The sequence below is a fragment of the Acinetobacter sp. 24-47-67 genome (genome assembly GCF_056779735.1).
Genome location: NZ_JBWYIK010000006.1, coordinates 33,185 through 56,314, shown reverse-complemented (window position 1 = coordinate 56,314; position 23,130 = coordinate 33,185). Strand labels below are relative to the sequence as shown.

At 40.9% G+C, this 23,130-nt stretch carries 23 protein-coding genes; 6 read left to right on the top strand and 17 right to left on the bottom strand.

The features are described 5' to 3' along the window. The first annotated feature begins 101 nt into the window (after window positions 1-101). Window positions 102-1,070, top strand: coding sequence for an MBL fold metallo-hydrolase (locus AC1M9K_RS08950; protein WP_481589077.1), 969 nt, complete (start codon window positions 102-104; stop codon window positions 1,068-1,070). 75 nt (window positions 1,071-1,145) lie between these two features. Beyond that, window positions 1,146-1,502: a hypothetical protein gene (locus AC1M9K_RS08945; RefSeq protein WP_035267298.1), complete on the top strand. Its 357-nt coding sequence runs from the start codon at window positions 1,146-1,148 to the stop codon at window positions 1,500-1,502. A gap of 61 nt (window positions 1,503-1,563) precedes the next feature. Here the strand turns inward: AC1M9K_RS08945 and AC1M9K_RS08940 are convergent, their stop codons facing one another. The 3 genes from AC1M9K_RS08940 to AC1M9K_RS08930 all read right to left on the bottom strand — a co-directional run bounded on the left by AC1M9K_RS08940 (window position 1,564) and on the right by AC1M9K_RS08930 (window position 3,821). After that, window positions 1,564-2,682, bottom strand: coding sequence for a DUF6670 family protein (locus tag AC1M9K_RS08940; protein WP_481589076.1), 1,119 nt, complete (start codon window positions 2,680-2,682; stop codon window positions 1,564-1,566). A 133-nt stretch (window positions 2,683-2,815) separates the two neighbouring features. Then, a complete protein-coding gene (locus tag AC1M9K_RS08935; RefSeq protein WP_481589075.1) occupies window positions 2,816-3,439 on the bottom strand; it encodes a LysE family translocator in 624 nt (207 codons plus the stop codon). A 187-nt stretch (window positions 3,440-3,626) separates the two neighbouring features. Then, on the bottom strand, window positions 3,627-3,821 hold the full coding sequence (locus tag AC1M9K_RS08930) for an NF038215 family lipoprotein (RefSeq protein ID WP_481589074.1): 195 nt from the start codon (window positions 3,819-3,821) through the stop codon (window positions 3,627-3,629). 144 nt (window positions 3,822-3,965) lie between these two features. On the opposite strand from AC1M9K_RS08930, the gene AC1M9K_RS08925 reads away from it, so the two are divergent. Beyond that, the gene (locus AC1M9K_RS08925) at window positions 3,966-4,826 is read left to right on the top strand and encodes a 1-aminocyclopropane-1-carboxylate deaminase/D-cysteine desulfhydrase (protein WP_481589073.1); all 861 of its coding nucleotides are present in this window, start codon (window positions 3,966-3,968) and stop codon (window positions 4,824-4,826) included. Window positions 4,827-4,928: 102 nt separating this feature from the next. Further along, entirely contained in the window at window positions 4,929-6,128 is a 1,200-nt protein-coding gene (locus AC1M9K_RS08920; protein WP_481589072.1) for a BaiN/RdsA family NAD(P)/FAD-dependent oxidoreductase, read from the top strand. A gap of 120 nt (window positions 6,129-6,248) precedes the next feature. Here AC1M9K_RS08920 and AC1M9K_RS08915 read toward each other — a convergent pair whose 3' ends face one another. From AC1M9K_RS08915 to AC1M9K_RS08905, 3 genes are all read right to left on the bottom strand, one after another. Continuing rightward, window positions 6,249-6,458, bottom strand: coding sequence for a hypothetical protein (locus tag AC1M9K_RS08915; protein WP_481589071.1), 210 nt, complete (start codon window positions 6,456-6,458; stop codon window positions 6,249-6,251). A 66-nt stretch (window positions 6,459-6,524) separates the two neighbouring features. After that, window positions 6,525-8,204 carry a mechanosensitive ion channel gene (locus AC1M9K_RS08910; RefSeq protein WP_481589070.1) on the bottom strand — a complete coding sequence of 560 codons (1,680 nt, stop codon included), beginning with the start codon at window positions 8,202-8,204 and terminating at the stop codon, window positions 6,525-6,527. Window positions 8,205-8,405: 201 nt separating this feature from the next. Next, complete coding sequence (locus tag AC1M9K_RS08905) at window positions 8,406-8,657, bottom strand: hypothetical protein (RefSeq protein ID WP_035267289.1); 252 nt, start codon at window positions 8,655-8,657, stop codon at window positions 8,406-8,408. Between the two features lie 158 nt (window positions 8,658-8,815). Between AC1M9K_RS08905 and AC1M9K_RS08900 the strand changes: the two genes are divergently transcribed. Continuing rightward, entirely contained in the window at window positions 8,816-9,238 is a 423-nt protein-coding gene (locus AC1M9K_RS08900) for a hypothetical protein (RefSeq protein WP_035267287.1), read from the top strand. 102 nt (window positions 9,239-9,340) lie between these two features. Here AC1M9K_RS08900 and AC1M9K_RS08895 read toward each other — a convergent pair whose 3' ends face one another. Beyond that, a complete protein-coding gene (locus AC1M9K_RS08895; protein ID WP_035267285.1) occupies window positions 9,341-10,102 on the bottom strand; it encodes a ferredoxin--NADP reductase in 762 nt (253 codons plus the stop codon). Window positions 10,103-10,186: 84 nt separating this feature from the next. On the opposite strand from AC1M9K_RS08895, the gene gigC reads away from it, so the two are divergent. Continuing rightward, window positions 10,187-11,065, top strand: a complete 879-nt coding sequence (gigC, locus tag AC1M9K_RS08890; protein ID WP_481587293.1) for a LysR family transcriptional regulator GigC — start codon at window positions 10,187-10,189, stop codon at window positions 11,063-11,065. 28 nt (window positions 11,066-11,093) lie between these two features. Here the strand turns inward: gigC and AC1M9K_RS08885 are convergent, their stop codons facing one another. From AC1M9K_RS08885 to nuoG, 10 genes are all read right to left on the bottom strand, one after another. Next, on the bottom strand, window positions 11,094-12,083 hold the full coding sequence (locus AC1M9K_RS08885; protein ID WP_481589069.1) for a hypothetical protein: 990 nt from the start codon (window positions 12,081-12,083) through the stop codon (window positions 11,094-11,096). Window positions 12,084-12,200: 117 nt separating this feature from the next. After that, entirely contained in the window at window positions 12,201-12,836 is a 636-nt protein-coding gene (gene upp / locus AC1M9K_RS08880) for a uracil phosphoribosyltransferase (protein ID WP_035267277.1), read from the bottom strand. Window positions 12,837-12,968: 132 nt separating this feature from the next. Then, window positions 12,969-14,525: an NADH-quinone oxidoreductase subunit NuoN gene (gene nuoN / locus AC1M9K_RS08875; RefSeq protein ID WP_481589068.1), complete on the bottom strand. Its 1,557-nt coding sequence runs from the start codon at window positions 14,523-14,525 to the stop codon at window positions 12,969-12,971. A gap of 3 nt (window positions 14,526-14,528) precedes the next feature. After that, the gene (gene nuoM / locus AC1M9K_RS08870) at window positions 14,529-16,148 is read right to left on the bottom strand and encodes an NADH-quinone oxidoreductase subunit M (protein ID WP_092766950.1); all 1,620 of its coding nucleotides are present in this window, start codon (window positions 16,146-16,148) and stop codon (window positions 14,529-14,531) included. 1 nt (window position 16,149) lies between these two features. Further along, window positions 16,150-18,045: an NADH-quinone oxidoreductase subunit L gene (gene nuoL / locus AC1M9K_RS08865; RefSeq protein WP_481589067.1), complete on the bottom strand. Its 1,896-nt coding sequence runs from the start codon at window positions 18,043-18,045 to the stop codon at window positions 16,150-16,152. Beyond that, entirely contained in the window at window positions 18,042-18,350 is a 309-nt protein-coding gene (nuoK, locus tag AC1M9K_RS08860; RefSeq protein WP_004695395.1) for an NADH-quinone oxidoreductase subunit NuoK, read from the bottom strand. Before nuoK ends, nuoL begins: the two co-directional genes overlap by 4 nt. Next, a complete protein-coding gene (gene nuoJ / locus AC1M9K_RS08855; protein ID WP_171076777.1) occupies window positions 18,350-18,868 on the bottom strand; it encodes an NADH-quinone oxidoreductase subunit J in 519 nt (172 codons plus the stop codon). Before nuoJ ends, nuoK begins: the two co-directional genes overlap by 1 nt. Then, entirely contained in the window at window positions 18,868-19,410 is a 543-nt protein-coding gene (gene nuoI, locus AC1M9K_RS08850) for an NADH-quinone oxidoreductase subunit NuoI (RefSeq protein WP_035267267.1), read from the bottom strand. The genes nuoJ and nuoI overlap by 1 nt, the downstream gene beginning before the upstream one ends. An 18-nt stretch (window positions 19,411-19,428) precedes the next feature. Further along, window positions 19,429-20,439 carry an NADH-quinone oxidoreductase subunit NuoH gene (gene nuoH / locus AC1M9K_RS08845; RefSeq protein ID WP_035267266.1) on the bottom strand — a complete coding sequence of 337 codons (1,011 nt, stop codon included), beginning with the start codon at window positions 20,437-20,439 and terminating at the stop codon, window positions 19,429-19,431. A 3-nt stretch (window positions 20,440-20,442) separates the two neighbouring features. Next, a complete protein-coding gene (gene nuoG, locus AC1M9K_RS08840; RefSeq protein WP_035267264.1) occupies window positions 20,443-23,121 on the bottom strand; it encodes an NADH-quinone oxidoreductase subunit NuoG in 2,679 nt (892 codons plus the stop codon). Window positions 23,122-23,130: the final 9 nt, after the last annotated feature.

Genomic DNA, 23,130 nt, shown 5'->3' with positions numbered 1-23,130 from the left:
CAGGCCTTATATGTTTTATTTAATAACTGTTTATACTTAATCCAACTTTCCAATGTCAATTTATGTTAAAAATTTAAATTTATAAGTTAATAAGAATCCCTATGAAAAAGTTAAAACCCTTATTCCTTGCATTCGCTCTAAGCACCACAGCCCTCACCATTTACGCCACTGAACCGACTATTGCCCAACAAAAACAAGTCGCTGGCTACTACCATCACCAAATCAGCAACACCCAAATCACTGCCCTACTCGATGGTACAAACTACTTAAATCCATCCATGTTTAAAGGCTTAAGCGACAGTGAAAAAACTGACATATTAAAAAAATATGCTGCGGTGAATGACAAAGGCATCCAAACCTCTGTGAATGCCTTTCTCATCAATACAGGCGATCAACTACTCATGGTCGACAGCGGTGCAGCTAGCTGCTTTGGCACACACTTAGGTTCAATCTATAACAACCTCAAAGCATCGGGCTATCAGCCTACGCAAGTGAATGGTATCTTCCTCACTCACTTACACCCTGACCATGTGTGTGGTATTTCAAACAACGGCGTAGCGAATTATCCAAATGCGACACTACATATTTCAAAAACCGAATATGACTATTGGCTGAGTCCAAACACCGTAAAAAAACTGCCAAAAGATAAGCAAGCAGGCTTTTTAGGAACAGTTGAAAAAATCAAAGCAGCACTTGCGCCATATGAAAAAGCCAAACAGATTAAAGTCTTTTCAGACAAATCTTTACGCTTCGGCGATGTCGAATTTAAACCATCCTTTGGTCATACACCAGGACATTACAGCTTTAAACTGAAAGCTGATGAACAAGAAGTGGTGTTTATTGGTGACATCGTACATTCACATACCTTGCAGTTCGACAAACCTGAAACCGCGATTGAGTTCGATATCGATCCACAAACAGCAATTCAAACACGTTTAAAACATTTTGCTGAATATGCCAAAGATGGTCAGTTGATTGCAGCACCGCATTTACCATTCCCAGGGCTTGGGCACATTTATTCCAAAGATGGACAAAGCTATCAGTGGGTGCCAGTTCACTTTAAAGATTAAACTAAAGTCACGTAATGGTTGAAATTTCAATTATTTTTATTTAAAGTTCCCTCGCTTAAAAACGGGGGTAAACTAATGAAAAAATTATTAATTTCAATTATCGCAGCAACTTCAGTATTGGCGACAGGCTGTTCAGTTCGTATGGCTGATATGACAGTTGCTTCAACTAAAAACTACAATCTCAACTCAAATCAGTTTGTGAAAGGTGAACGTGTAACAGGTGAAGATAAGGTCCCAGTTGTCTTGTTCCCTTTAGGGGTTCCAAACTTTAAAACTGCTGTAGATCGTGCTATTGAAAAAAACCGTTGCGCTGTGGCTCTTTCTGATGTGGTGATCACTCAATTGAATCAAGCATTCATTGTTGGTCAAATTGGTTATCGTGTAGAAGGTACACAAGTAATTGACCGTTCACAGCCTGAATGTAAGAAATAAGATTTTAAAAAAGCCTCTAATACGTTTAGAGGCTTTTTTATGGGCGTATTTAAATCAAAAATTAGGTGTCTAAATTTACGTTCTGTCTTCGGTCGATATATTCAACATAACCTCGCCCCTTACGTTCAGTTCCATTCAGCAAACCACTCCACTGATAAGAACTCACATAACCTGCGGCTAAACCATAACAATATTCCGTATCTGCCACCGCAAGAATATCTAACACTTTCTCACCTTGATGATGTGCAATCCATCTAAAAGACTGAGGCACCTCCATTTCAAAACCGTCAGGTGTTATTTTCGGATCAGGCTTTAATGCAATCACTTGAAAAGCAACCTCACCATCATATTGAATAGAAGTACCATCAATATGGCGATAAGACACGGCGGTATAAGTCGGTTCACCTGCGAAACCGATATAGGCCAAGACCAATTGTGACTCATCATCTATGTTGATGACTTGATAACTAAAACTGTCTAAAGGCACCAATCCTGTGGTCGGTTTAATGGGAGTCGGCAACATTGAGCTTGAGACTGCTTTCCAATGTTCCAGTGTACATAACCCTTTAACTTCAATACGTTTTCCATGTTGGGTCAGATGACCGTCATATTGCATCAATATACTAAAGTGCTGATATAACATGCTATGTGCAAACCACGTAATGGCAGGCGTTGGGGTTAACCAAAGATCAACTTGCAGATCATCACGTTCAGATACTAGATGATAACTCCCTTCTATTTCAGCAAGGAAAGATTCTCGACCAAACTCAACCTTAAATGGCTTTTGATGGAATACAATTTCGTCTTGAATATTATAAATGCGAAAGGCTTCTTCATCTGTCGATAAGGCTGTTCCATGGACCAAAGTAGCAGTATTTTCAGGACTAAGACCAGAAATCGACTTGGGTAAATGCGTTATCTTCGCACCAACATCACCAATGACAGAAGCATAGGACAGATACCGAAAAGGCTCAGGCAAATCTGGAATCATAATTCCATAATGCGTACTCGCGAATTGACGATGAAAAACATGCGCATCTAAATTATATTCACGCGGTAAAAATGCTTGTTCTTCTGGCTCTACTGCACCCAAAAGGTTTTTGGCCATTTGACCCAATTGATAGTAGAACTTTTGTTGTAGACTTTTATTTTTTGAATGACTACTGAGGAGAGAATACATAACAAACTCACAAACAATGAGAGATGTTTACACCCTAAACAACCTCTCCTCAGTTCTTTATAGCTGATCAGGACTGGCAAATGTGAATTCAGGTCAGATCATAAAAATTGTTAGACAAGATTAAAAATGCGATCTACTTCACACTAAAAATCAATTTCAATCCGAGCACAGACATTACAATGCCCGCACCACGATCAAATACTTTCTTAAATTTTAAATACACCGCACGCGGTTTTTCCGCTGATAATGCAACCGCCACCAACGAGCACCAACCAGCATCGATAAAAAAGCACAGCATTGGTAACACAAAGTAAAAATACAACGGAATCTCTTTGGGTAATAAAGCTGTGAAAATACTGGCAAGTACAATGGCAATTTTAGGATTCGACAGTTGAGTAATTAAGCCTGTGGTAAATGCACGTCGTAAACTCATCGGATGCGATGCGGAATGATCAGCTTCGATTGGATCTTTGGCATGTTTAATGATTTTATAAGCCAAAAACAATAAATATAATCCACCGCAGATTTTCAAAGCCAAATATGCTGAAGGCACTGCAAGTAAGAATGCCTGTAAACCTAATACTGCCAATAAACCAAAAATTGCAGCACCGAGACCAGTTCCCAGTGCAGTAAATAAACCATGTTTACGCGAAATAGCGATTGAATTTTTAGCGACATAGATTGAAGTCGGCCCCGGACTCATTGCGCCCAGTAAAAGTGCTGCTGCAATCGAACCTAAAATCCAAATTGATTCCACATTAATTCCATAGTAGATGATTGATTTATCGCGTTATTCTACTTGGAAGCCTTATGAATATTTCCCTAATTATTTGAGTGATTTTTTTAAATATTAAAATTATTCACTATTTATTTCATTATTTTTAGCGAATTAATTTACTGTATAAATTAAATACAATTGATTTTATAAAAATAGCCAAGTCATGCTAATCATCATCTGACAGTGCTTCATTATATGCAGTTTCATGTGGAGACAGACGATAGTCCCTTTCCTGTACAGGTACGCCAGCAATAACCATACTTCGAGCTTCTGTTTTGGGTTTATTTAGAAAATCCTGCTCACAGCCTAAGGCCGTTAAAATAAACAAACCCAATACTAAAATGGATAGAGATTGCTTCATGCCACCCTCCCAAAATTCCGTTTTCTTTCAGATTAGCACTTTTGATTATTTTTTAAACATATTTTTTCACTGTTTTTTAATTTCTCCGAGTAAGAGCTAAGATTCGAAATCCGCTATACTCTTAAAAAACCAAATGCTCGCACTATGTTTGATACGATTGCCCAACAGGTTCAAGATCAGGAAATTTCTTTAAATGGTTTAAACATCACCGTTCGCCGTTTAGACCAAATTCATCCACATATCTCTGGAAATAAGTTTTATAAACTGAAATACAATTTTATTGAGGCAAAACGTCAAGGCTTTCAAAAAGTAATGACCTTTGGAGGGGCGTATTCAAATCATATTGCCGCCACAGCGTTTGCTGCGCATCAATTTGGCTTTCAGTCTATTGGGATCATTCGTGGTGAAGAACTCAAAAACTCAGCCCGCAATCACACCCTCGCCACCGCAGAACGTTTTGGTATGGCGCTGCATTTTATCTCACGAGAAGCATATCGATACAAAAATGATCCTGAGTTTTTAGCTCACTTAGCGCAACGCTTTCCTGAAAGTTATTTAATTCCAGAAGGTGGCACCAACTCGCTTGCCATTCAGGGCACTCAAGAAATTTTAAAAGATGCTGATCAGACCTTTGACTTCATTTGTTGTGCTGTCGGAACAGGCGGTACGATTTCAGGATTGATTGAGCGCAGTTTAAACCATCAAAGAATTATTGGATTTTCTGCGTTAAAAGGAGATTTTCTGAATGATGAAGTAAAACTACTGACGGGTAAAAACAACTGGCATATCACGGATGATTATTGCTTCGGAGGCTATGCCAAAACCCGACCTGAACTAATTCAATTTATTGAAAAGTTTGAGCATGAATTCCTTATTCCACTTGAACAGGTGTATACGGGAAAAATGATGTTTGGTCTTCATGATCTTATAGGACAAAACTATTTCCCAAATGGCGCTAAAGTTTTAGTCATTCATTCAGGCGGGCTTCAAGGTCGAACGATTTAGTTGATCTTCATTCTGCTTCTGTTGGCTTGAATTAATCCGATAATGCTCAGTTCATCTTAATTTACCGTTATAATTGCGCTGTTTCGTTTTTTGATTATTTTCATGTCTTCCAAGCAATACGATGTTTTAGTAATAGGTGCGGGTGCATCTGGTTTAATGACCGCATATATGGCTGCTCAACGTGGGCGTCGTGTCGTGGTGGTTGAAAAAGCCAATAAAGTGGGGAAAAAAATTCTCATGTCAGGTGGCGGTAAATGTAACTTTACCAATCTGTATGTTGAGCCTGATAACTATATTTCACATAACCCGCATTTTGTTATCTCAGCACTCACTCGTTATACCAATTGGGATTTCATTGGCTTGGTCTGCGAATATGGCATTGAATACGAAGAACGTAAACACGGTCAGCTCTTTACCCTCAACGGCGCGAAAGAAATCTTAGCCATGTTACTTGTTGAGTGTGATAAAACTGGTCTAGTCGACATCAAAACCAGTTGCGAGGTGAAAGCCGTTAACGCCCTGGAGGAACACGATTTTCAGGTGGCAACCAATTTAGGTTTTTTTGAAGTTGAATCTGTCGTGGTCGCATCTGGTGGTCTCTCAATTCCAACGCTTGGAGGCTCAGGCATTGGCTATGAGATTGCTAAACAATTTGGACACTATGTTTATCCGACTCGTGCAGGTCTAGTCCCCTTTACTTTTTCTGATGGTTTCAAAGAAGTGACGACACGACTCAGTGGCAATGCTGTTGAAGCGACATTAAGCAATCATCTCAATAGCTTTACTGAAGCACTCTTGTTTACGCACCGTGGTTTAAGTGGTCCAAGTTCTTTACAGCTCTCAAACTATTGGGATGTGGGTCAAAGTTTTAAAGTCGACTTTTTACCGAGTCTTGATCTCTTGGATTTTTTTAAAACTAGAAAACAAAATCAACCTAAAGTGTTACTCCGCACCTTACTCGCTGAACACTTACCCAAGAGTGTCGTAGTTGAATTGCAACAGTTGATTTGGATGGATCAAGCTGAAATATCAATCGGTAATATCAGTGATGAGAAGTTAGAGACGATTGCCCAGCGCCTTCATGCATTTGAAGTTAAACCTTCTGGGACTGAAGGATACCGTACGGCTGAGGTGACTTTAGGTGGAGTTGATACCACTGAAGTTTCCTCAAAAACAATGGAAAGTAAAAAGCAAAAAGGACTTTTCTTCGTCGGTGAAATACTCGATGTAACTGGTCATTTAGGTGGATTTAACTTTCAATGGGCTTGGTCATCTGCACATGCCGCATCTGAGTATGTCTAATTAACAACGAGTATTGTTCATTTTTTCATTAAAGGGGGCATCCTTTGCCCTCTTTGAATATCGTCCCTATTGATCAATCGAATGCTTCATTATTGATTTATCTTTTCTAAAGGAAGTAATTTATGAGGGTCTTTGGGCGTTGGTATCAGTTGAATCAATCATTTGTGTGGTTGGATCTGTTACTGCATCATCAATAGATGGTGTATTGAGTCTGTTGTTTTCAGTAGCTTTTGAATTTGCAAAAATAAAGCGGTAAGCGCTTGCTAAAAAACCCACGGTGATACCCGCAATCACTATTGGGGCGAATAATTTATTAAATTTCTTACTCATAACTTTTACTCTTTTTCATGAGGATCAGCCAAACCATGCTGACTGATCCCGACACAAATTTACATGTTATTCAGGGTCATTTTTTGATGGTGTATTTTGATCCGACTCTCCTGTAGATCCATAAGGATTATTCAATGGTTGAGTTGGTGCCTCTACATCAATTTGCGTGGGTGGAATGTCTTCGTCTTGATATTCTTCCGCAACAGTTGAAGCATCCATTTGCTCAGTAAGTGGTGGAGTGACTTGTTCAGGCTGATTTGGTCTTGGCTTATTCGCGTCAGATTTCGCTTTATCGATTAAGTCAGTCAACAATCGCTCTGCAGGTTGGCGACCACCTAGACCAAAAGCAAGCGCAAAAGCGACAGCAACCGCTCCAAGTGTTAATCCAAAGGCTAAGTTTACGATTGAGTCAGCGATTCCCATTGCACGCAAGCCCATTGCCACGACTAAACCAATGATCAGTACTCGGACAAGATTCGCTAACCAATGTGCGCTATTGGTCTCACCACGCTTCACCACATTGGCAACAAGATTTGCTAACCAGAAACCAATGACGAGGATAACTGCACCTAAAAGTACATTCGCTCCGAAATAAATGAACATCGCAATCAAATCACTAATTTGATCGAAGCCCAAACGATTCGCAGCTTCAGACACCGCAAAGAGCATGGTGAAGAATACAATCAAATGACCGACAACTTTTGATATTTTGGTTTGACCCAAAAATCGTTGCATATCGAGCTTTTGAGGAATGTTATCAACACCTGTCCCAGCGATCACTTCAACCACAAGATTAGATACGAAACGTGAGACCACATAAGCAATGATCAGGATTAAACCTGCTGCGATGATATGTGGAATTGCATTCATGATTTCATACAACATAGCCGTTGCTGGTTGTGAAATCGCGTCTACACCCAAAGCCTCAAACGCAATAATCAGTGAAGTAATGATGACTAAGGCAAATACAAATGATCCTAATAGCTTAGGCAGATTAGAATTTTTAAAAACTCCGACTTTTTCAGCTTGCTGTTGGACATTCAAACTTGAAAGTAGCCCTTCGACAATACCGCGTACAATTTTTGCCAAAATGTAACCAACAAATAAAATCACACCTGCCATAAAGATATTCGGCAAGTATGCAACGGCTTCAGTCACCATATTCTGAACTGGATATAACAAACCATTTAAGCCCAAAATAGACAGCACGATCGGTAAGAACAGCAATAAAATGAGCCAGTAAACAATTTCACTGATATTTTGACTAAATGAGCTCACACCAACGTCTTGACTGAGCTTTTCATCCAATTGTGTACGACTGAGTAGTCGAGTTAATCCAACTTTGACTAAATTTGCTACGATCCATCCAATAAAACCAACTGCTACCGCAGCCAATAATTGTGGGATAAATAGTAAGAATTGTTGAACCATATTACTAAACGGACCACTCACACTGGTCAGGTTTAAAACGTTGAGTGAACCGATAACAGCAATAATGAGGATCAGCCAGAAAACGACTCTGGAGATGATATTTTCTATATTTGAGCGATGTCCTGTCGCGCTACTCAATTTTTGATTGGTATTTAATTTTGCAAGTACCTTCTTAACCCCTGCGGCAACGATTAAAGCGATGATCCATCCTATGAGTAAAATGGCCACTGCAGCAATAATTGGTTGGAATTGCTCCCAATAATACATTGCATCAAAGCCCCCATTTCGAGTGAAGCCGTTATATTCATCATTCATTGGTTACGCCTCTTCTTATGTTAAGTGTTCTGAATTACGATTGATTTAATTCTTTTCCCTAGATCATTTTTCGATCGCGTCATCACACCATAAATTTCGAATATTTTTTAATCAACTCAAAGCATCATAAATACAACACATTGTTGCAAATCAAGAAAAAACCCAGCCTAAGCTGGGTTTAAACATGAAAAGTGTAGTGGTTTATTGATCGTTTGCGACCGCAGTAACGGTATTATCCACTGCTGAATCTGTTGCCGTTGCTGTATCTGCATTATCTTGAGTTGCAGGAATAGTCGTATCAGCAGGAATTTGACCTGGTGTTGGTTCACGATCAGCGAGCATATAGAAAATGAAGGCTGCTAAAAAAATACCAACGATAATCAGAATATACACTGGGATCTTACTTTTCTTCTTTTGATCATTATGGGTCGGATGATTGGATTGATCTACCATGATGCCCCTCTTATGTATTTTGATGATTTTTTATACTAGCAATCTATCATGTTGTTTTGTGTGAAAAAACATTATCAATTCGTACCGATCAAAGCACATGAGCTGTGATGCAAAATAGAGTATAATATGCACCCTCCTCATTTTTATTGTCGATCTGTATGACCTATCGCCGACAAAGTGTCTCTTTAGATTTAGACACAGATGTCACTCATGCCTGTTCTTTGCATCATACCCGTGATGGGCATTTGATTGGAATTATTGAGTTTACGAAACCAAGCTATGTGCTGAAGTGGGGTGACTTAGAGTATTTCCGCCGTCGCACTGAAGAATTTTCAGTGATGCCCTTTCCTGAATGTGTCAACGGCATGATCATCGACATTCGTAACATCGCTTGCTTCTTAGATAATGAAGTGCCCATTATTCCTTGGCGTTTACTCGAGGAAGAATGCCCAATTCGTTTAGTGGTTCCACACGATCGTTTGGAACATTATGCAGGTTTATTTGAACCGACTTGGCTCACGAGTGATGTCGATACTGCGATTCAAGAGATTCGTCAATTTATGGATATGTTTGTCCATTAAGTATGTCGCATAGTATTCCTATGTAATTAGAAAAAAACCTCCGAGATGGAGGTTTTTTTTGTGCCGTAATTCACTCTCCCAAAGGGAGAGGGTGATTAGGACTTACCAATAGTTCTCTACTGCAATATTTCCTTCACCACGGCGATTCATGGTTAGACCACGGGCTTTCAGTGCCTCTTTTGTATCTTCAACCATTTGGGGATTCCCACACAGCATGATATGTGACGTTTGCGGATTAAAATCGACACCTACGGTTTTCTCTAACGCTCTATTTTCGATCAATACTGGCAATCGATCATGCAATGGTGCATTTGGATCACGTGTAATAATTGGCACAAATTTAAATCCTGTATGACCTTCACCAAAGGTATCCGCGACTTCCTGAATTCGGTCTACGTAAGCCAATTCACTTGCTGTTCTCACACTGTAAACCAAATGAATATTTTTATATTTTTGCCATACTTCAAAGTCTTGCAACATAGAAATAAATGGTGCGAGCCCCGTGCCTGTCGCCAATAACCACAGGTCATTTGGCATAGGTAACTGGTAACGTGCTAACGTCAAAAATCCATAAGGAATCTTTTCCAAATAAAGTTCATCACCAACTTTGAGATGTTGTAAATTTGATGTAAAAGCACCATCTGGTACAACAATTGAAAAGAATTCTAAGGTTTCATCAAAAGGCGATGAAACGACAGAATACGCACGTACCACTAAATCATCGCCAACTTTCAAACCAATACGCGCGAACTGCCCTGCGGTAAATTTAAAATGTGCGGGACGCGTCATGGTAAAGCTAAATAAAGTGTTGGTCCAACGATGTACAGAAAGGACTTTTTCTACGCTAAATTTTTCAATTGACATAATTTCTACGTGGCATGACAGACTGCGCTCATGGTAGCATGACAATATAATTTATTAATATTTTTTCACATTAAGGCTTCATTCATGCGCATGACATTACGCCAACTGGCTGTTTTCGTAGCTGTCGCTCAAGAGGGTACAGTAACTAAAGCAAGTGATGCTGTACGACTCACACAAAGTGCTGCAAGTATGGCGTTAGCAGATCTTGAAGATGGTCTCGGTGCACCATTATTTGATCGCTTAGGAAAACGACTTCAACTGAATGACTTGGGTCGTTTTTTACTCCCACAGGCGCTTGAAATTTTAGGTCGATGTGAATCATTTGAACAAGCGGCAAAAGGCGAGCTTCAAAGTATTGATCTCCGTATTGGGGCGACTTTGACCATTAGTGATTATTTGATGCCTGATTTAATGGCTGATTTTCTTCAATTACAACCACAAGCACATTTGCAACTTCAAGTGGGCAATACGCGTCAAATGATTGAAGCTGTTAATCAATTCCAACTTGATTTAGCCCTTATTGAAGGTTCATGTCACTTACCTCAATTACAATCGATCCACTGGCGTGATGATGAGCTTGCTGTGTGTTGCTCACCAGATCATCCCCTAGCGAAATTAGACCGCCCTCTGACCATTGAAGACTTTAAACAGGCTGAATGGATTTTACGTGAAGAAGGTTCAGGGACTCGTGAAGTCTTTGACAACGCAATCCTGCAAGACTTACCGAATGCCAATATTCGTTTAACTTTGGGTCATAATGAAGCTATTTTGAAAATTGTTGCTGGTGGTTTAGGCATGTCATGTATTTCAAAATTAGCCATTGAACCATTAAGAGAGAAACAGCAACTGGTGATTTTAGAAACGCCGTTCTGGCAACTCACACGCCCTTTATTTATGTTAGTACACCGTCAAAAATATCAGGGACCTGGTTTAAAAGCCTTTATGAAATTCTGTGATGCTTAATAAAAAAAGCTCCTCATTGGAGCTTTTTTTATTTCTCAGCTTCTTTCTTTTGTTCTTTGATAATGTGTTCTTGTTCTACCGCATAAATTTTTGCTTTTGCGTCTTGCTCTTCTCTGTATTGCTCATATTTTTGAAATCCCCAAACACCCAGATTAATGAACACTAAAATAGGGACAATACTTGCAAATATCCATGGATTAAATTGCTTGTTTGGATCTTTTATCTTCTTGGCTTTTTTCTTTGATTTTTTATCAGCTCCGAATTCATCAACACGCGAACTCGTAATGAATTTTTGCGCATTAAATTTTAATTGAAAATGCGTTTTAACATCAGGGAGTTCTTTACGTACAACTTTTGGTGGGCGCCCTTTTGCATGGGTTGGCTCGGGTAGATGATCATCTACGTTCTCTTCAGGCGTACTCTCATTCAATGGTTGAACTTTCGTAAGTGGTACGACAGCTGACTCATCTAAGACTGGCACACGGCGACTTGGCTTTGATTCGAGCATTTCTTTAATTTGCTCTTCCTCAAGAGGTTCACCTAAGGAAATTTTAGATACTGGATCTGAAACTTGATCTGCATGATGTTCAGCACCAGAACCATCCAACACGATTGATTCTTTACTCAGTGTATTAAAATTTAGTTCAAAATCTTGGATTTGTGTTTGTGAGTCAAGCGTACTTTCCTGATCTGCAAGACGCTTTTCGATCAGCTCATCTAGCTCTTGTTCAAACTTCTTAGACTCACCTTCTAAATCTTCGTGCGCACGATAAAAAAGTTGATTCAAGGGTTGTTCGACGCGTGCATGTTTATTGTCCAACCGCACGATAAATTTTGCATGACGTTGGTCGTCTTTATCGACCACGATACATTTCACACGCTCACCAATTTGAGGCGCGATACTGGAATTTGCCATGTCATTCAATACGAAATGTACATCAAAATCATGATCATTGATTTTGATAATTCCTGCTTTCAATGCAGGGTCGTACGAATGTAAAACACCCCTGTAAAACATGTTATTTCCCCAGCATAAAAAAGATTGATTCTTAGTAATTAGTTTTTTAAATTTATCGTTGAATCAAAATCTTAATAAAAAAGGAGGCCTTAGCCTCCTCTATAATTTAATCAAATTTTAATCTTTTTGTACAGAACCAAAAATTTTATCGCCAGCATCCCCAAGACCCGGAACGATATAACCATTCTCGTTTAAACCGTTGTCTACAGCTGCGGTAAAAATGACAACATCAGGATGTGCTTCTTCCACACGTTTAATACCTTCTGGTGCTGCAACCAAAACCATCACTCGGATATCTTTACAACCACTCGCTTTAAGGACATCAATAGCAGCAACCAATGATGATCCAGTCGCAAGCATTGGATCAATAATCATCGCTATACGGTTTTGTACGTCAGGTACCAATTTCTTATAGTATGTACGTGCTTCTAATGTTTCCTCATCACGCTCTAAACCAAGAACAGAAACTTTTGCACTTGGAATAAGATTTAAGAAACCATCAAGCATACCAATGCCAGCACGTAAAATTGGTACAACAGTAATTTTTTTACCTGCAATACGCTGTGTTGTCACCGGGCCATTCCAGCCATTAATTTCGTGATCTACAACAGGTAAATCTTTGGTTGCTTCGTAAGTCAGTAACATTGTGACTTCTTGCGCTAACTCACGGAAGTTCTTCGTGCTGATATCTGCACGGCGTAATAAACCTAATTTATGACGAATGAGCGGATGACGAATTTCTTGGATTGGCACGGGAGAACACCTGAAGCATAAATGTAAATTCTGTCTATTATAAATGTTTTTAATATAAGAAATAAGAAAAGCCCTCAATGAATGAGGGCTTTTTTTGTTAACAACAATAGTTTTTTTAGATTAATCGATCAACTATTGAAGAACGATATGTAATGGCGCGATCAATTGTGCTTGATTTGCCATCGCAATGACTGGATCTGGATATACACCGATTACAAGCACTGCAAGCGCAGCAAGCAATACCATAATACCACCCACTTTTTGACCCCAATGTTTATCAGCATCAATACGTGGAGTGTCTGGTGGCGTCATATACATGACGATCATGACACGTAGGTAATAGTATAGACCAATACCAGAACCCACAATGATCATCGCAGCGAAGAACCAATGTGCTTCAGACACAACTGTCATGATCAGCATGAATTTACCGATGAAGCCTGCAGTTAACGGAATACCTGCAAGAGATAGCATCATCACAGTCAGTGTTGCCGTCAATACTGGACGACGCCAGAATAGACCACGGTAGTCTGCAAGTGATTCTGCTTCGTCATTGTTGTTGTATGGGCTAGACATCAACGCTACAGCACCAAACGCACCAATCGTCGTTAATACATACGTTAATACATATAAACTTACTGACGTTAAGCTTAAGAAAGATGTCGTAACAACAGCAAGGAATAAGTAACCAAAATGCGCAATTGACGAGTATGCCAAAATACGTTTTAAGTTCACTTGTTTCACTGCAAGCATGTTACCAATCAAGATTGATAACACTGCAATGACGATCAAAATCGTTTTGATCGATTCGATACCAATTACACCTGAAGACAGTAAGTAACGTACGAATAAACCAATCATTGCAACTTTAGCTACAGTAGCAAGGAATGTTGCAATTGGTGCTGGAGCACCTGCATACACATCTGGCGTCCATTTATGGAATGGCGCTAAAGACAATTTAAATGCAACAGCTGCGATGATTAAACCAAGACCTAAGATTCCAAATACAGTGGTAAGTTTCTCACCAAATTGAGGAATATAAGATTGCAGCGCCATCATTAATTGAGGATCTTGAGACTTAGTTAACGCCCAGAACATATCATCCACTTGACCCGCAAATGATAATGAACCTAGAACTGAGTAAACATAAGCCATACCCATCAACAACATTGCAGAAGCAGTTGCTGAAAGTACAAGATATTTAATACCTGCTTCGAGTGACTTACCGCGTTGGTAGGTATAAGCAATCAGACCGTACACTGGAATCGACATTAACTCTAAGCTAATGAAGAATGATGCAAAGTGTGAACTTGTTACCATTAACATTGCCCCTGAAACAGAGATCAACATTAATAGATAAAGTTCTTCACGATTATCTTTATAGGTTTCGATATATGCATGTGACAGTGTGCAACAAGCCAATGCAGCAATCAAAATAATCACTTGATAGAACAGACCAAAAGCATCAACCATAAATAGGTTCATGACATTTGGTGAGATCTGAGAACCTGTAAACAACGTGAATAGAATATTCAACAATGCAAGGTTAAGACCGATAACAGATACTGTCGCAATCAAATTATGATTACGTTTGATTGCAGTCAAAATCATTACGATGATTGCTGTTAAAGCAACAATCATCACAGGAGCTAATGGCATTAGCTCAGAAAATGATAGTGTGAAGTTCATGACTTATTGCATCTCCACATTTTCGAGTTGAGTTGTGGCTTGTTCAACCACTTCAACTACTTCTTGTACTGGAATGTAGCTATTCGCAATCCAAGCCAAACTTGATTCTGAAATATCAAGGAAGCTTTGTGGATACAAACCAAGCCATAACAGACCGAACGCACAAATTAACAAAATACCAAGCTCACGCGCATTAAGATCTTTTAATGGGTTCGCATAGTGTTGTTTTTGCTCTTCGTTTGGCACACCAAATAACGCTTTATGAATCAGGATTAAACCATATAGACCCGCAAATACTAAGCTGATCGCAGCAATAATCGTGAATGTAGGGAATTGAGCAAATGCACCCATCAAGATGAGGAACTCACCAATGAAGTTACCTAAGCCAGGGATACCTACAAGCGCAGCAATAAAGAACATCAAGAAGAATGGTAAATACTGGAATTGACCACGAATACCACCCATCAAGCGTAAATCACGTGTGTGAAGACGCTCATACACTTGACCACACATAATGAATAATGCTGCTGACGATAAACCGTGAGCCAACATCATGACCATCAGACCTTGGAAGGTCAGGATGTTACCTGCGTAGATTGCAAGTAAAACAAAGCCCATGTGTGAAATCGACGTATACGCCAACAAACGTTTCATATCGGTTTGCTGGAAAGCACACCAAGCACCGTAGAAGATACCGATTAAACCGAAAATGATTGCTACATCAGCAAACTGCGCTGAAGCAACTGGGAAGAATGGAATGACGAAACGAAGTAAACCGTAAGCCGCTGTCTTAATTAAGATACCCGCAAGGTCTACAGAACCTGCTGTAGGTGCTTGTGCGTGCGCGTCTGGTAACCAACCATGCAATGGGAAAACAGGAAGTTTGACTGCAAAACCAATAAACAAACAAATCATAAATGCAAAGGCAATTGATGACGTTTGTGGGTTAGCATCCAATGTATTCGCAACAGCGAGTAAATGGTTATAACTGAAGCTGATTGTATCTGTCATCATGAAACCGTAGATCACAAGACCTAAGATACCAATCAACATGATCAGACCAGCCACCTGCGTGTAAATAAAGAATTTAGTCGCAGCGTAAACACGAGATTTACCAGAAGCACCTTTGTGGCCCCAGAGTGCAATCAAGAAGTAGATTGGAACGAGCATCATCTCCCAGAAGAAGAAGAACAAGAACAAATCAACAGCCAAGAATACACCGATCACGCCACCTAAAGACCATAAAAGGTTTAAGTGGAAGAAACCAACGTTCTTCTGAATTTCACCCCAAGAACAGCCAACCGCCAATACACCTAGTAAAGCAGTTAAACCGACCATGAGAAGTGAAAGACCATCCACCGCTAAGTGGATGTTAATGCCAAGGGTTTGAATCCAAGGTACATAGAACTCTGCAGACCAAGTCGGTACAGTTTCACCAATTTGGTAGCTGTAGGTACCTGATTGCCATAAAGCAACGGTCATGCCCAAAGTAATGAGCATACCCACAAGTGCGATATAACGTGGTAGGTGTTGATCTAATTTATCAACGACCCAACAAATAAAACCAGCAATGAACGGAATGAGGATCAGCGCGGGTAAATACCAGTTATTGATGTTTTCCATCTTATTTCCCCACGATCTGAGTCACGATCAGAATCATGATAATCACCACGATACCGAACGCCATGCTCGATGCGTACTCACGCAAAGAACCTGTTTGACGTGAACTAGTGAAGCTATGACCACCTTTAACAATCGCTGGCAATACAAGCCATACGCCATCAATCGGGTCACGACCAATCATTTTTGCAATAAATAAGTAAGGTTTTACAAACACGAGGTCATATAACGCATCGAAACCAAGCGCATTACGACAGATATTTGCAAGTCCAGCACCCAATGAAGTGCGAGCAAAACCTTGAACTGCTTTATAAGCAAAAGCAAATAAGACAACACCAACCGCTAAACCAGCAAGTGCGATTGCAATAGCGACATATTCTGCACCATGCGCACCAGCTTCTAGCGCTTCAGGAATAACAAATGCAGGGATTTGTGCTGCATCAAGAATACTCATGACTGGCGCTTTAAGTACGATTGCCAAACCTGTAGAAAGGACAGCAAGAATCGCTAAAGGAGCCCAGTAAGTTGCACCTTTGATTTCGTGATATGGCGTTTTCTCTTCGCCAAAGAACACAATCCAAATTAAACGGAACGTGTAGATTGACGTTAAGAATGCACCAGCAACACCGACCCAATACAATGTATTGAATACAGGTAAGCCTGCGATATGACTTTGTGTCCACACAGCCGCCAAGATTGCATCTTTTGAGAAGAAACCAATCGTTAAGAATGGAATCGCTGCTAAGGCACCGCCACCGATCGCGAAACAAGCAAATAAAAATTTATTACGCTTGAACAAACCACCCATTTTGAAAATGTTTTGTTCGTGATGGTATGCAAGAATCACCGCACCTGATGACAAGAACAACAACGCTTTGAAGAATGCGTGTGTCAACATGTGGAATAGACCAGCTTGGTATGCTTCAGCACCTACAGCCATAAACATATAACCCAACTGACTCATGGTTGAGTAAGCAAGAATACGTTTGATGTCTGTTTGAACCAGTGCAGCAAAACCTGCAACTAATAATGTCACCGCTCCTGTGATTGAGATAAACACCATGACTTCTGGTGCCATTTCAAATACAGAGAACATACGGCAGCATAGGTAAACACCTGCTGTTACCATTGTTGCAGCATGGATTAATGCAGATACTGGTGTAGGACCCGCCATCGCGTCTGCTAACCATGTTTGTAATGGGATTTGCGCAGATTTACCTGCAGCACCCAAGAACAACATTAATGCAGTCCAAATGGTTAACGATGAGCTTTGTGTCATTACCACAGGCGCAGCAGCAACGATTTCAGTAATATTCAATGTTCCAAATTGTTGGAAAATTAAGAATAATGCAATGAGTAAGAAAACGTCACCAATACGTGTCACGGTGAATGCTTTAATTGCAGCAGCACCATTTGCTGGATTTTGGTAGTAATAACCAATCAGCAAGTATGAGCACAGACCAACACCTTCCCAGCCTAAGAATAACAACGCAAGGTTGTCACCCAACACAAGCAATAACATGCTTGCTACGAATAAGTTGAAGTAAGAGAAGAAACGTGCAAAGTCTTCTTCACCACGCATATACCATGATGCAAAGATATGAATTAAGAAACCCACACCCGTAATCATGCCAAGCATAAGTAAAGATAAACCATCTAAGTGCAAGCTAATGCCTGGCTCAAAACCACCCACACTGAACCAAGTCCAAAGGTGAGTCACTTGAGATGTTTCACCGCTGTTGATGAAATTCATACCAGCCAATAATGCACATAGTGCAGAAAGACCAACTGAACCCACACCAATAATGGCAGCTACAATTTCAGGAAGCTTATTACGCCCTGCCGCTAAAAGGATAAAACCAATGAGCGGAAATAATATGGTTAATGCTAATAAACTCATCCGCGCATCTCACTAGCAGCATCTACATCCAAATGATGGAAGCGATGATAGAACTGAAGGACGATCGCAAGCCCGATACACGCTTCTGCCGCAGCAAGCGTTAAGATCAAGATAAACATGATCTGACCATCTGGTTGCACCCATGCACTACCAGCAAGGACGAATGCAAGCGCTGCTGCATTCATCATGATCTCAAGGCTCATTAACATAAATAAAAGGTTGCGTCGCACCATTACACCGTAGAAACCGAGTGCAAAAAGAATGGTTGCAACAATCAAACCATGCTCTAAAGGGATATTACCCATTATTCTTTTTCCTCTTCTGCACTTGGTTCACGTTTGCCTAAGTGGAATGCAGCAACTAACGCAGCAAGCAATAACATTGCGGCAACTTCAACCAATAATAAATATTGTGTAAAGAGTGCTTGACCAACTTCTTTAGGGCCTACAACTTCTGTACCCATTAAAGGACCAGAAATGCTGTGCTCTGAAGTCATTGTCCAAACTAAAACCAGACCCATTAAAAAGCTCATCAATGCAGGGTAAGCCCAAGCATCAGATGTTAACCATTTACGTTCTTGTTCAACAGTTTGAGAACCAAGGTTCAACATCATCACAACGAAGACGAAAAGAACCATAATTGCACCAGCGTAAACAATAATCTCAAGTGCACCTGCAAATGGTGCACCAACGATCATGAACATACCAGCGACTGCAAGTAACGAAACGATTAAGCTTAAAAGTGCGTGTACTGGATTCGCATTAGTCACAACACGAACCGTAGAAACGATGGCCACAAGTGCCATCAAATAAAATGGCCACATCATGGTAATAAGCTCCGTACATCGACAGGTGCGCTTTCACGCTGAGCCTGACCTTTGTCTTTACCAGCTACAGCCATACCCGTTACACGGTAGAAGTTATAGTCTGGATATTTACCAGGACCAGAAATGAGCAAGTTTTCTTTCTCATAAACTAAGTCTTGACGAACGTATTCACTGAGTTCGAAATCAGGTGTCATCTGAATAGCAGTTGTAGGACATGCTTCTTCACACATACCGCAGAAAATACAACGAGAGAAGTTGATACGGAAAAATTCCGGATACCAACGACCATCTTCTTTTTCAGCTTTCTGTAATGAAATACAGCCAACAGGGCAAGCTACAGCACACAAGTTACAAGCTACACAACGCTCTTCACCATCTGGGTCACGTGTCAATACGATACGGCCACGGAATCGTGGTGGAACGATTTCTTCAGCTTTAACTTCAGGGTATAAAATAGTGTCACGTTTACGTGTTGCGTGGCTAAATACCATCCACAACGAACGTACAATTGACCCAAACCCAGCTAGAATTTTATACATAATGTTCTCCCTGCTGTCCTAGGCCTGATTCATCAGAATCACAGCACCAGTCACCAACAAGTTGACCAACGCTAAAGGCAAACAAATCTTCCAACCAAAGTTCATCACTTGGTCATAACGTGGACGCATTAATGAACCACGTGCCAAGACAAACATCATCACAAAGAATGCTGTTTTAATCATGAACCAAAATGCTGGAGGTAGGAAATCTAGACCAAATGGTGCTAACCAACCACCGAAAAATAAGGTTACGATCAAAGCTGAGATCAGGACAACGTTGACGTATTCCGCAACGAAGAACATCCCCCATTTCATACCACCATATTCGACATGGTAACCTTCCGCCAATTCTTGTTCCGCTTCTGGTTGGTCAAATGGGTGACGATGCGTTACCGCAACACCTGCAACCACGAAGATGAGGAAACCTAAGAATTGTGGAATGACAAACCATACATCTTTTTGAGCTTCTACGATTTCACGCATGTTGAATGAGCCTGCAATTGCAACCACACCCATCAAGGAAATACCTAAGAAGACCTCATAAGAAATCGTTTGCGCTGCTGAACGAAGACCACCGAGTAATGCATATTTATTGTTTGATGACCAACCACCAAATAAAACTGCATACACTGCAATACCCGCCATTGCCATAAAGAACAATAGACCGATACTCATGTCTGCAACACCTAAATAAGGTGATACAGGGATAACCATGAACGATAACACCGCAGTTGCCATTGCAACTGCTGGAGCTAAACGGAAAGTCAATTTATCTGCAAACTTTGGTGTCCAGTCTTCTTTGAACATGATTTTCAGCATGTCGGCAACAATCTGGAACATCCCCCCAGGACCTACACGGTTTGGACCGTAACGGTCTTGCCATAAGCCAAGTAAACGACGCTCAATGAAAGACATCAACGCAGCAATCAAAACTACAACGAGCAAGATCACAATCGCTTGAACTACAGAGTAGGCAATTGGCCAGTTCTCAGCCCAAAGCGGCGTTTGACGGATTAATTCTTGTTCCATGAATTATGCTCCTACCGCGACTGATACAGGCTCAGCTAACGATACCGTTGGCGCGAGACCAATTGGGTAACCAATATAACCTGTAGGTAAATATTCAATGACTTGAACAGGAAGAACGATCGAAGCCTCACCTGCTTTCACAGTAATGTTTTGGCCATCTTTCACATTCAAGCGCGCTGCATCTTGCTCACCCACTGCAAATACCGCTTCTGGAATACGAGACTCCATTGCAGGTGTTTTCACTGTGAATTCACCAGATCCAAAAATATGATGCATTGGAACAAGGCGGAAACTCTCAGCATTTACAAGAACTGGTGCTGGTGCAACGTATGTGCGTGCTGGTAATTTCGCAAGGCGATCAAATAAACGAATACCTGAATCACCACCTTTTAAAGAACCGCCCACTGATTCTTGGAACTTATTCCAAGCTTGTGGTGAGTTCCAACCTGCTGACCATGCAAATGGAACTAACGCTGACGGCGTTTGGTTCCCGACATAACCTTCCATAGAGAATGTTAATGCAGAGTCTTGATCAGTTGGTTGTTTAGGCTCATGGACAGATAACGGCGCACGAAGTGAAGTACGACCAGAGTAACGACGTGGTTCACGTGCCACTTTAAGACCATGGACACGGAATCCTGCATCTGGTGCTACATCTTGAATCGCTTCAAGCGCAGGTACATTCTTGGCAACTGATTCGATGACATCATCAAGCACAGTCCAAGAAATTGCTTTGCCTTTCACGCCAGTTTCAATGGCATGTAACCAACGCCAAGATTCTTTGATCGCAAGTTCTGGTTTGTAGTAACTTGGGTCATATACTTGATAGAAACGTTGTGCACGGCCTTCTTGAGATACCACAGTACCGTCACCTTCAGCAAAGCTCGCTGCAGAAAGAACGATATTCGCTCTTTTCACCGTTTCAGTTTCTGAATGGTCAAGCACGATCACGTCTTTACCAGACAAAGCAGCATCTACTTGCACTGCAGGTAAACGACGATAAAGGTCGTTTTCTACAATCACGACAGTGTCATAGTCTTGTGCAAATGCTTGCTCAAGGCTGTTACCGCCAAAGATTGCTAAGCCCATTGAGTTCACTTCAGGAACAGTCAAAGTTAGACCCGCATTACCCAGATTCTGTGCAACTTGTGCAGCAGCTTCCATAATTGCAGCTTCTTGCAAGCTTGTACCAGAGATAATCAATGGTTTTTTTGCAGCTTTTAAAGTGTCAGCAATGGTTTGAGCAAATGCTTTTGCATCTTCTTCTAAACCGGTAATACTTTCACCTTTCACCGCCGCAGCAACAGCAAAACCTAAACGTGCGATATCATTTGGAGAAGCAACGACTTCACCAGTAGCTACGTCAGATAAACGTGTTTGAGTCGCAGCCAAGATATAAATTGGTGATTTTTCGTCTTGAGCAATACGTTGTACTGGCTCAGCCAACCATTCTTGTGTACGGCGTTCTGCAGCCATTTCTTTGGCTTTGTTCTTCGCAGCTTGACGTACTGACAATGCCATACGTGGTGCAGTTTGTGTTAAATCTTCACCGAGAATTAAGACAGCATCGTAGCTTTCAATTTCACGCATACCTGGGTTATATACACCCTCGGTTTGCATGATTGATGCAGCAAGTTCAACCAAGTTTTGCTCTTTTTGAGACATACCTGTTGAATAGTTTGCTTGTCCAACCAATTCACGAAGCGCAAAGTTAGACTCAAGAGATGCACGTGGAGAACCAATACCCAATACTTTTTTGCCTTGGATTTTCTCAATCACGGTGTCTAACGCTGTATCAACTGAAACAGTCTCTACATTGCTACCTGAACGGAATTGCGGTTGACGTGGACGGTCTTCACGGTTCACATAACCCGTACCGAAACGGCCTTTATCGCACAGGAAGTATTGGTTGACTTCACCGTTAAAACGGTTTTCTACACGACGTAATTCACCATAACGCTCACCCGGAGAGATGTTACAACCTGAAGAGCAGCCTTGGCAGACGCTTGGCGCATACTGCATGTCCCATTTACGGTTATAACGTGCAGAGTGTGTTTTGTCTGTGAATACGCCCGTCGGACATACTTCAGTTAAGTTACCCGAGAACTCAGACTCTAAAGTACCTGATTCTGGACGACCAAAATAAACACGTGAAGCGTTTGCATACACACCGAAGTCTGTACCACCTGCGTAGTCTTTATAGTAACGAACACAACGGTAACATGCGATACAACGGTTCATCTCGTGTGCAATGAACGAACCAAGTTCTTGGTTGTAATGCGTACGTTTCGTGAAACGGTAACGACGACGGTCATGTTGTGTCATCACCGTCATATCTTGGAGGTGACAGTGACCACCTTCCTCACAGACTGGACAGTCATGTGGGTGGTTCGTCATCAAGAATTCAACAATAGACGCACGGAAATCTTTTGCTTCTTTGTCTTCAATCGAGATGTAGGTATTGTCAGCTGCAGGTGTCATACATGACATAACTAAACGACCGCGAGTATCTTCTGGATTCGCGTATTGAGTTACAGCACATTGACGGCAAGAACCGACAGAACCTAAGGATGGATGCCAACAAAAGTACGGGATATCAATACCCAAAGACAAGCATGCTTGTAGCAAGTTCTCTGAGCCATTGACTTCATACGATTTGCCATCGACATGAATTGTAGCCATAGTCGAATT

Coding starts and splice junctions, on each gene's coding strand:
- AC1M9K_RS08950 (WP_481589077.1), top strand. CDS start 102: ATGAAAAAGTTAAAACCCTTATTCCTTGCATTCGCTCTAAGCACCACA.
- AC1M9K_RS08945 (WP_035267298.1), top strand. CDS start 1,146: ATGAAAAAATTATTAATTTCAATTATCGCAGCAACTTCAGTATTGGCG.
- AC1M9K_RS08940 (WP_481589076.1), bottom strand. CDS start 2,682: ATGTATTCTCTCCTCAGTAGTCATTCAAAAAATAAAAGTCTACAACAA.
- AC1M9K_RS08930 (WP_481589074.1), bottom strand. CDS start 3,821: ATGAAGCAATCTCTATCCATTTTAGTATTGGGTTTGTTTATTTTAACG.
- AC1M9K_RS08925 (WP_481589073.1), top strand. CDS start 3,966: ATGTTTGATACGATTGCCCAACAGGTTCAAGATCAGGAAATTTCTTTA.
- AC1M9K_RS08920 (WP_481589072.1), top strand. CDS start 4,929: ATGTCTTCCAAGCAATACGATGTTTTAGTAATAGGTGCGGGTGCATCT.
- AC1M9K_RS08915 (WP_481589071.1), bottom strand. CDS start 6,458: ATGAGTAAGAAATTTAATAAATTATTCGCCCCAATAGTGATTGCGGGT.
- AC1M9K_RS08910 (WP_481589070.1), bottom strand. CDS start 8,204: ATGAATGATGAATATAACGGCTTCACTCGAAATGGGGGCTTTGATGCA.
- AC1M9K_RS08905 (WP_035267289.1), bottom strand. CDS start 8,657: ATGGTAGATCAATCCAATCATCCGACCCATAATGATCAAAAGAAGAAA.
- AC1M9K_RS08900 (WP_035267287.1), top strand. CDS start 8,816: ATGACCTATCGCCGACAAAGTGTCTCTTTAGATTTAGACACAGATGTC.
- AC1M9K_RS08895 (WP_035267285.1), bottom strand. CDS start 10,102: ATGTCAATTGAAAAATTTAGCGTAGAAAAAGTCCTTTCTGTACATCGT.
- gigC (WP_481587293.1), top strand. CDS start 10,187: ATGCGCATGACATTACGCCAACTGGCTGTTTTCGTAGCTGTCGCTCAA.
- AC1M9K_RS08885 (WP_481589069.1), bottom strand. CDS start 12,083: ATGTTTTACAGGGGTGTTTTACATTCGTACGACCCTGCATTGAAAGCA.
- nuoN (WP_481589068.1), bottom strand. CDS start 14,525: ATGAACTTCACACTATCATTTTCTGAGCTAATGCCATTAGCTCCTGTG.
- nuoM (WP_092766950.1), bottom strand. CDS start 16,148: ATGGAAAACATCAATAACTGGTATTTACCCGCGCTGATCCTCATTCCG.
- nuoL (WP_481589067.1), bottom strand. CDS start 18,045: ATGAGTTTATTAGCATTAACCATATTATTTCCGCTCATTGGTTTTATC.
- nuoK (WP_004695395.1), bottom strand. CDS start 18,350: ATGGGTAATATCCCTTTAGAGCATGGTTTGATTGTTGCAACCATTCTT.
- nuoJ (WP_171076777.1), bottom strand. CDS start 18,868: ATGTGGCCATTTTATTTGATGGCACTTGTGGCCATCGTTTCTACGGTT.
- nuoI (WP_035267267.1), bottom strand. CDS start 19,410: ATGTATAAAATTCTAGCTGGGTTTGGGTCAATTGTACGTTCGTTGTGG.
- nuoH (WP_035267266.1), bottom strand. CDS start 20,439: ATGGAACAAGAATTAATCCGTCAAACGCCGCTTTGGGCTGAGAACTGG.
- nuoG (WP_035267264.1), bottom strand. CDS start 23,121: ATGGCTACAATTCATGTCGATGGCAAATCGTATGAAGTCAATGGCTCA.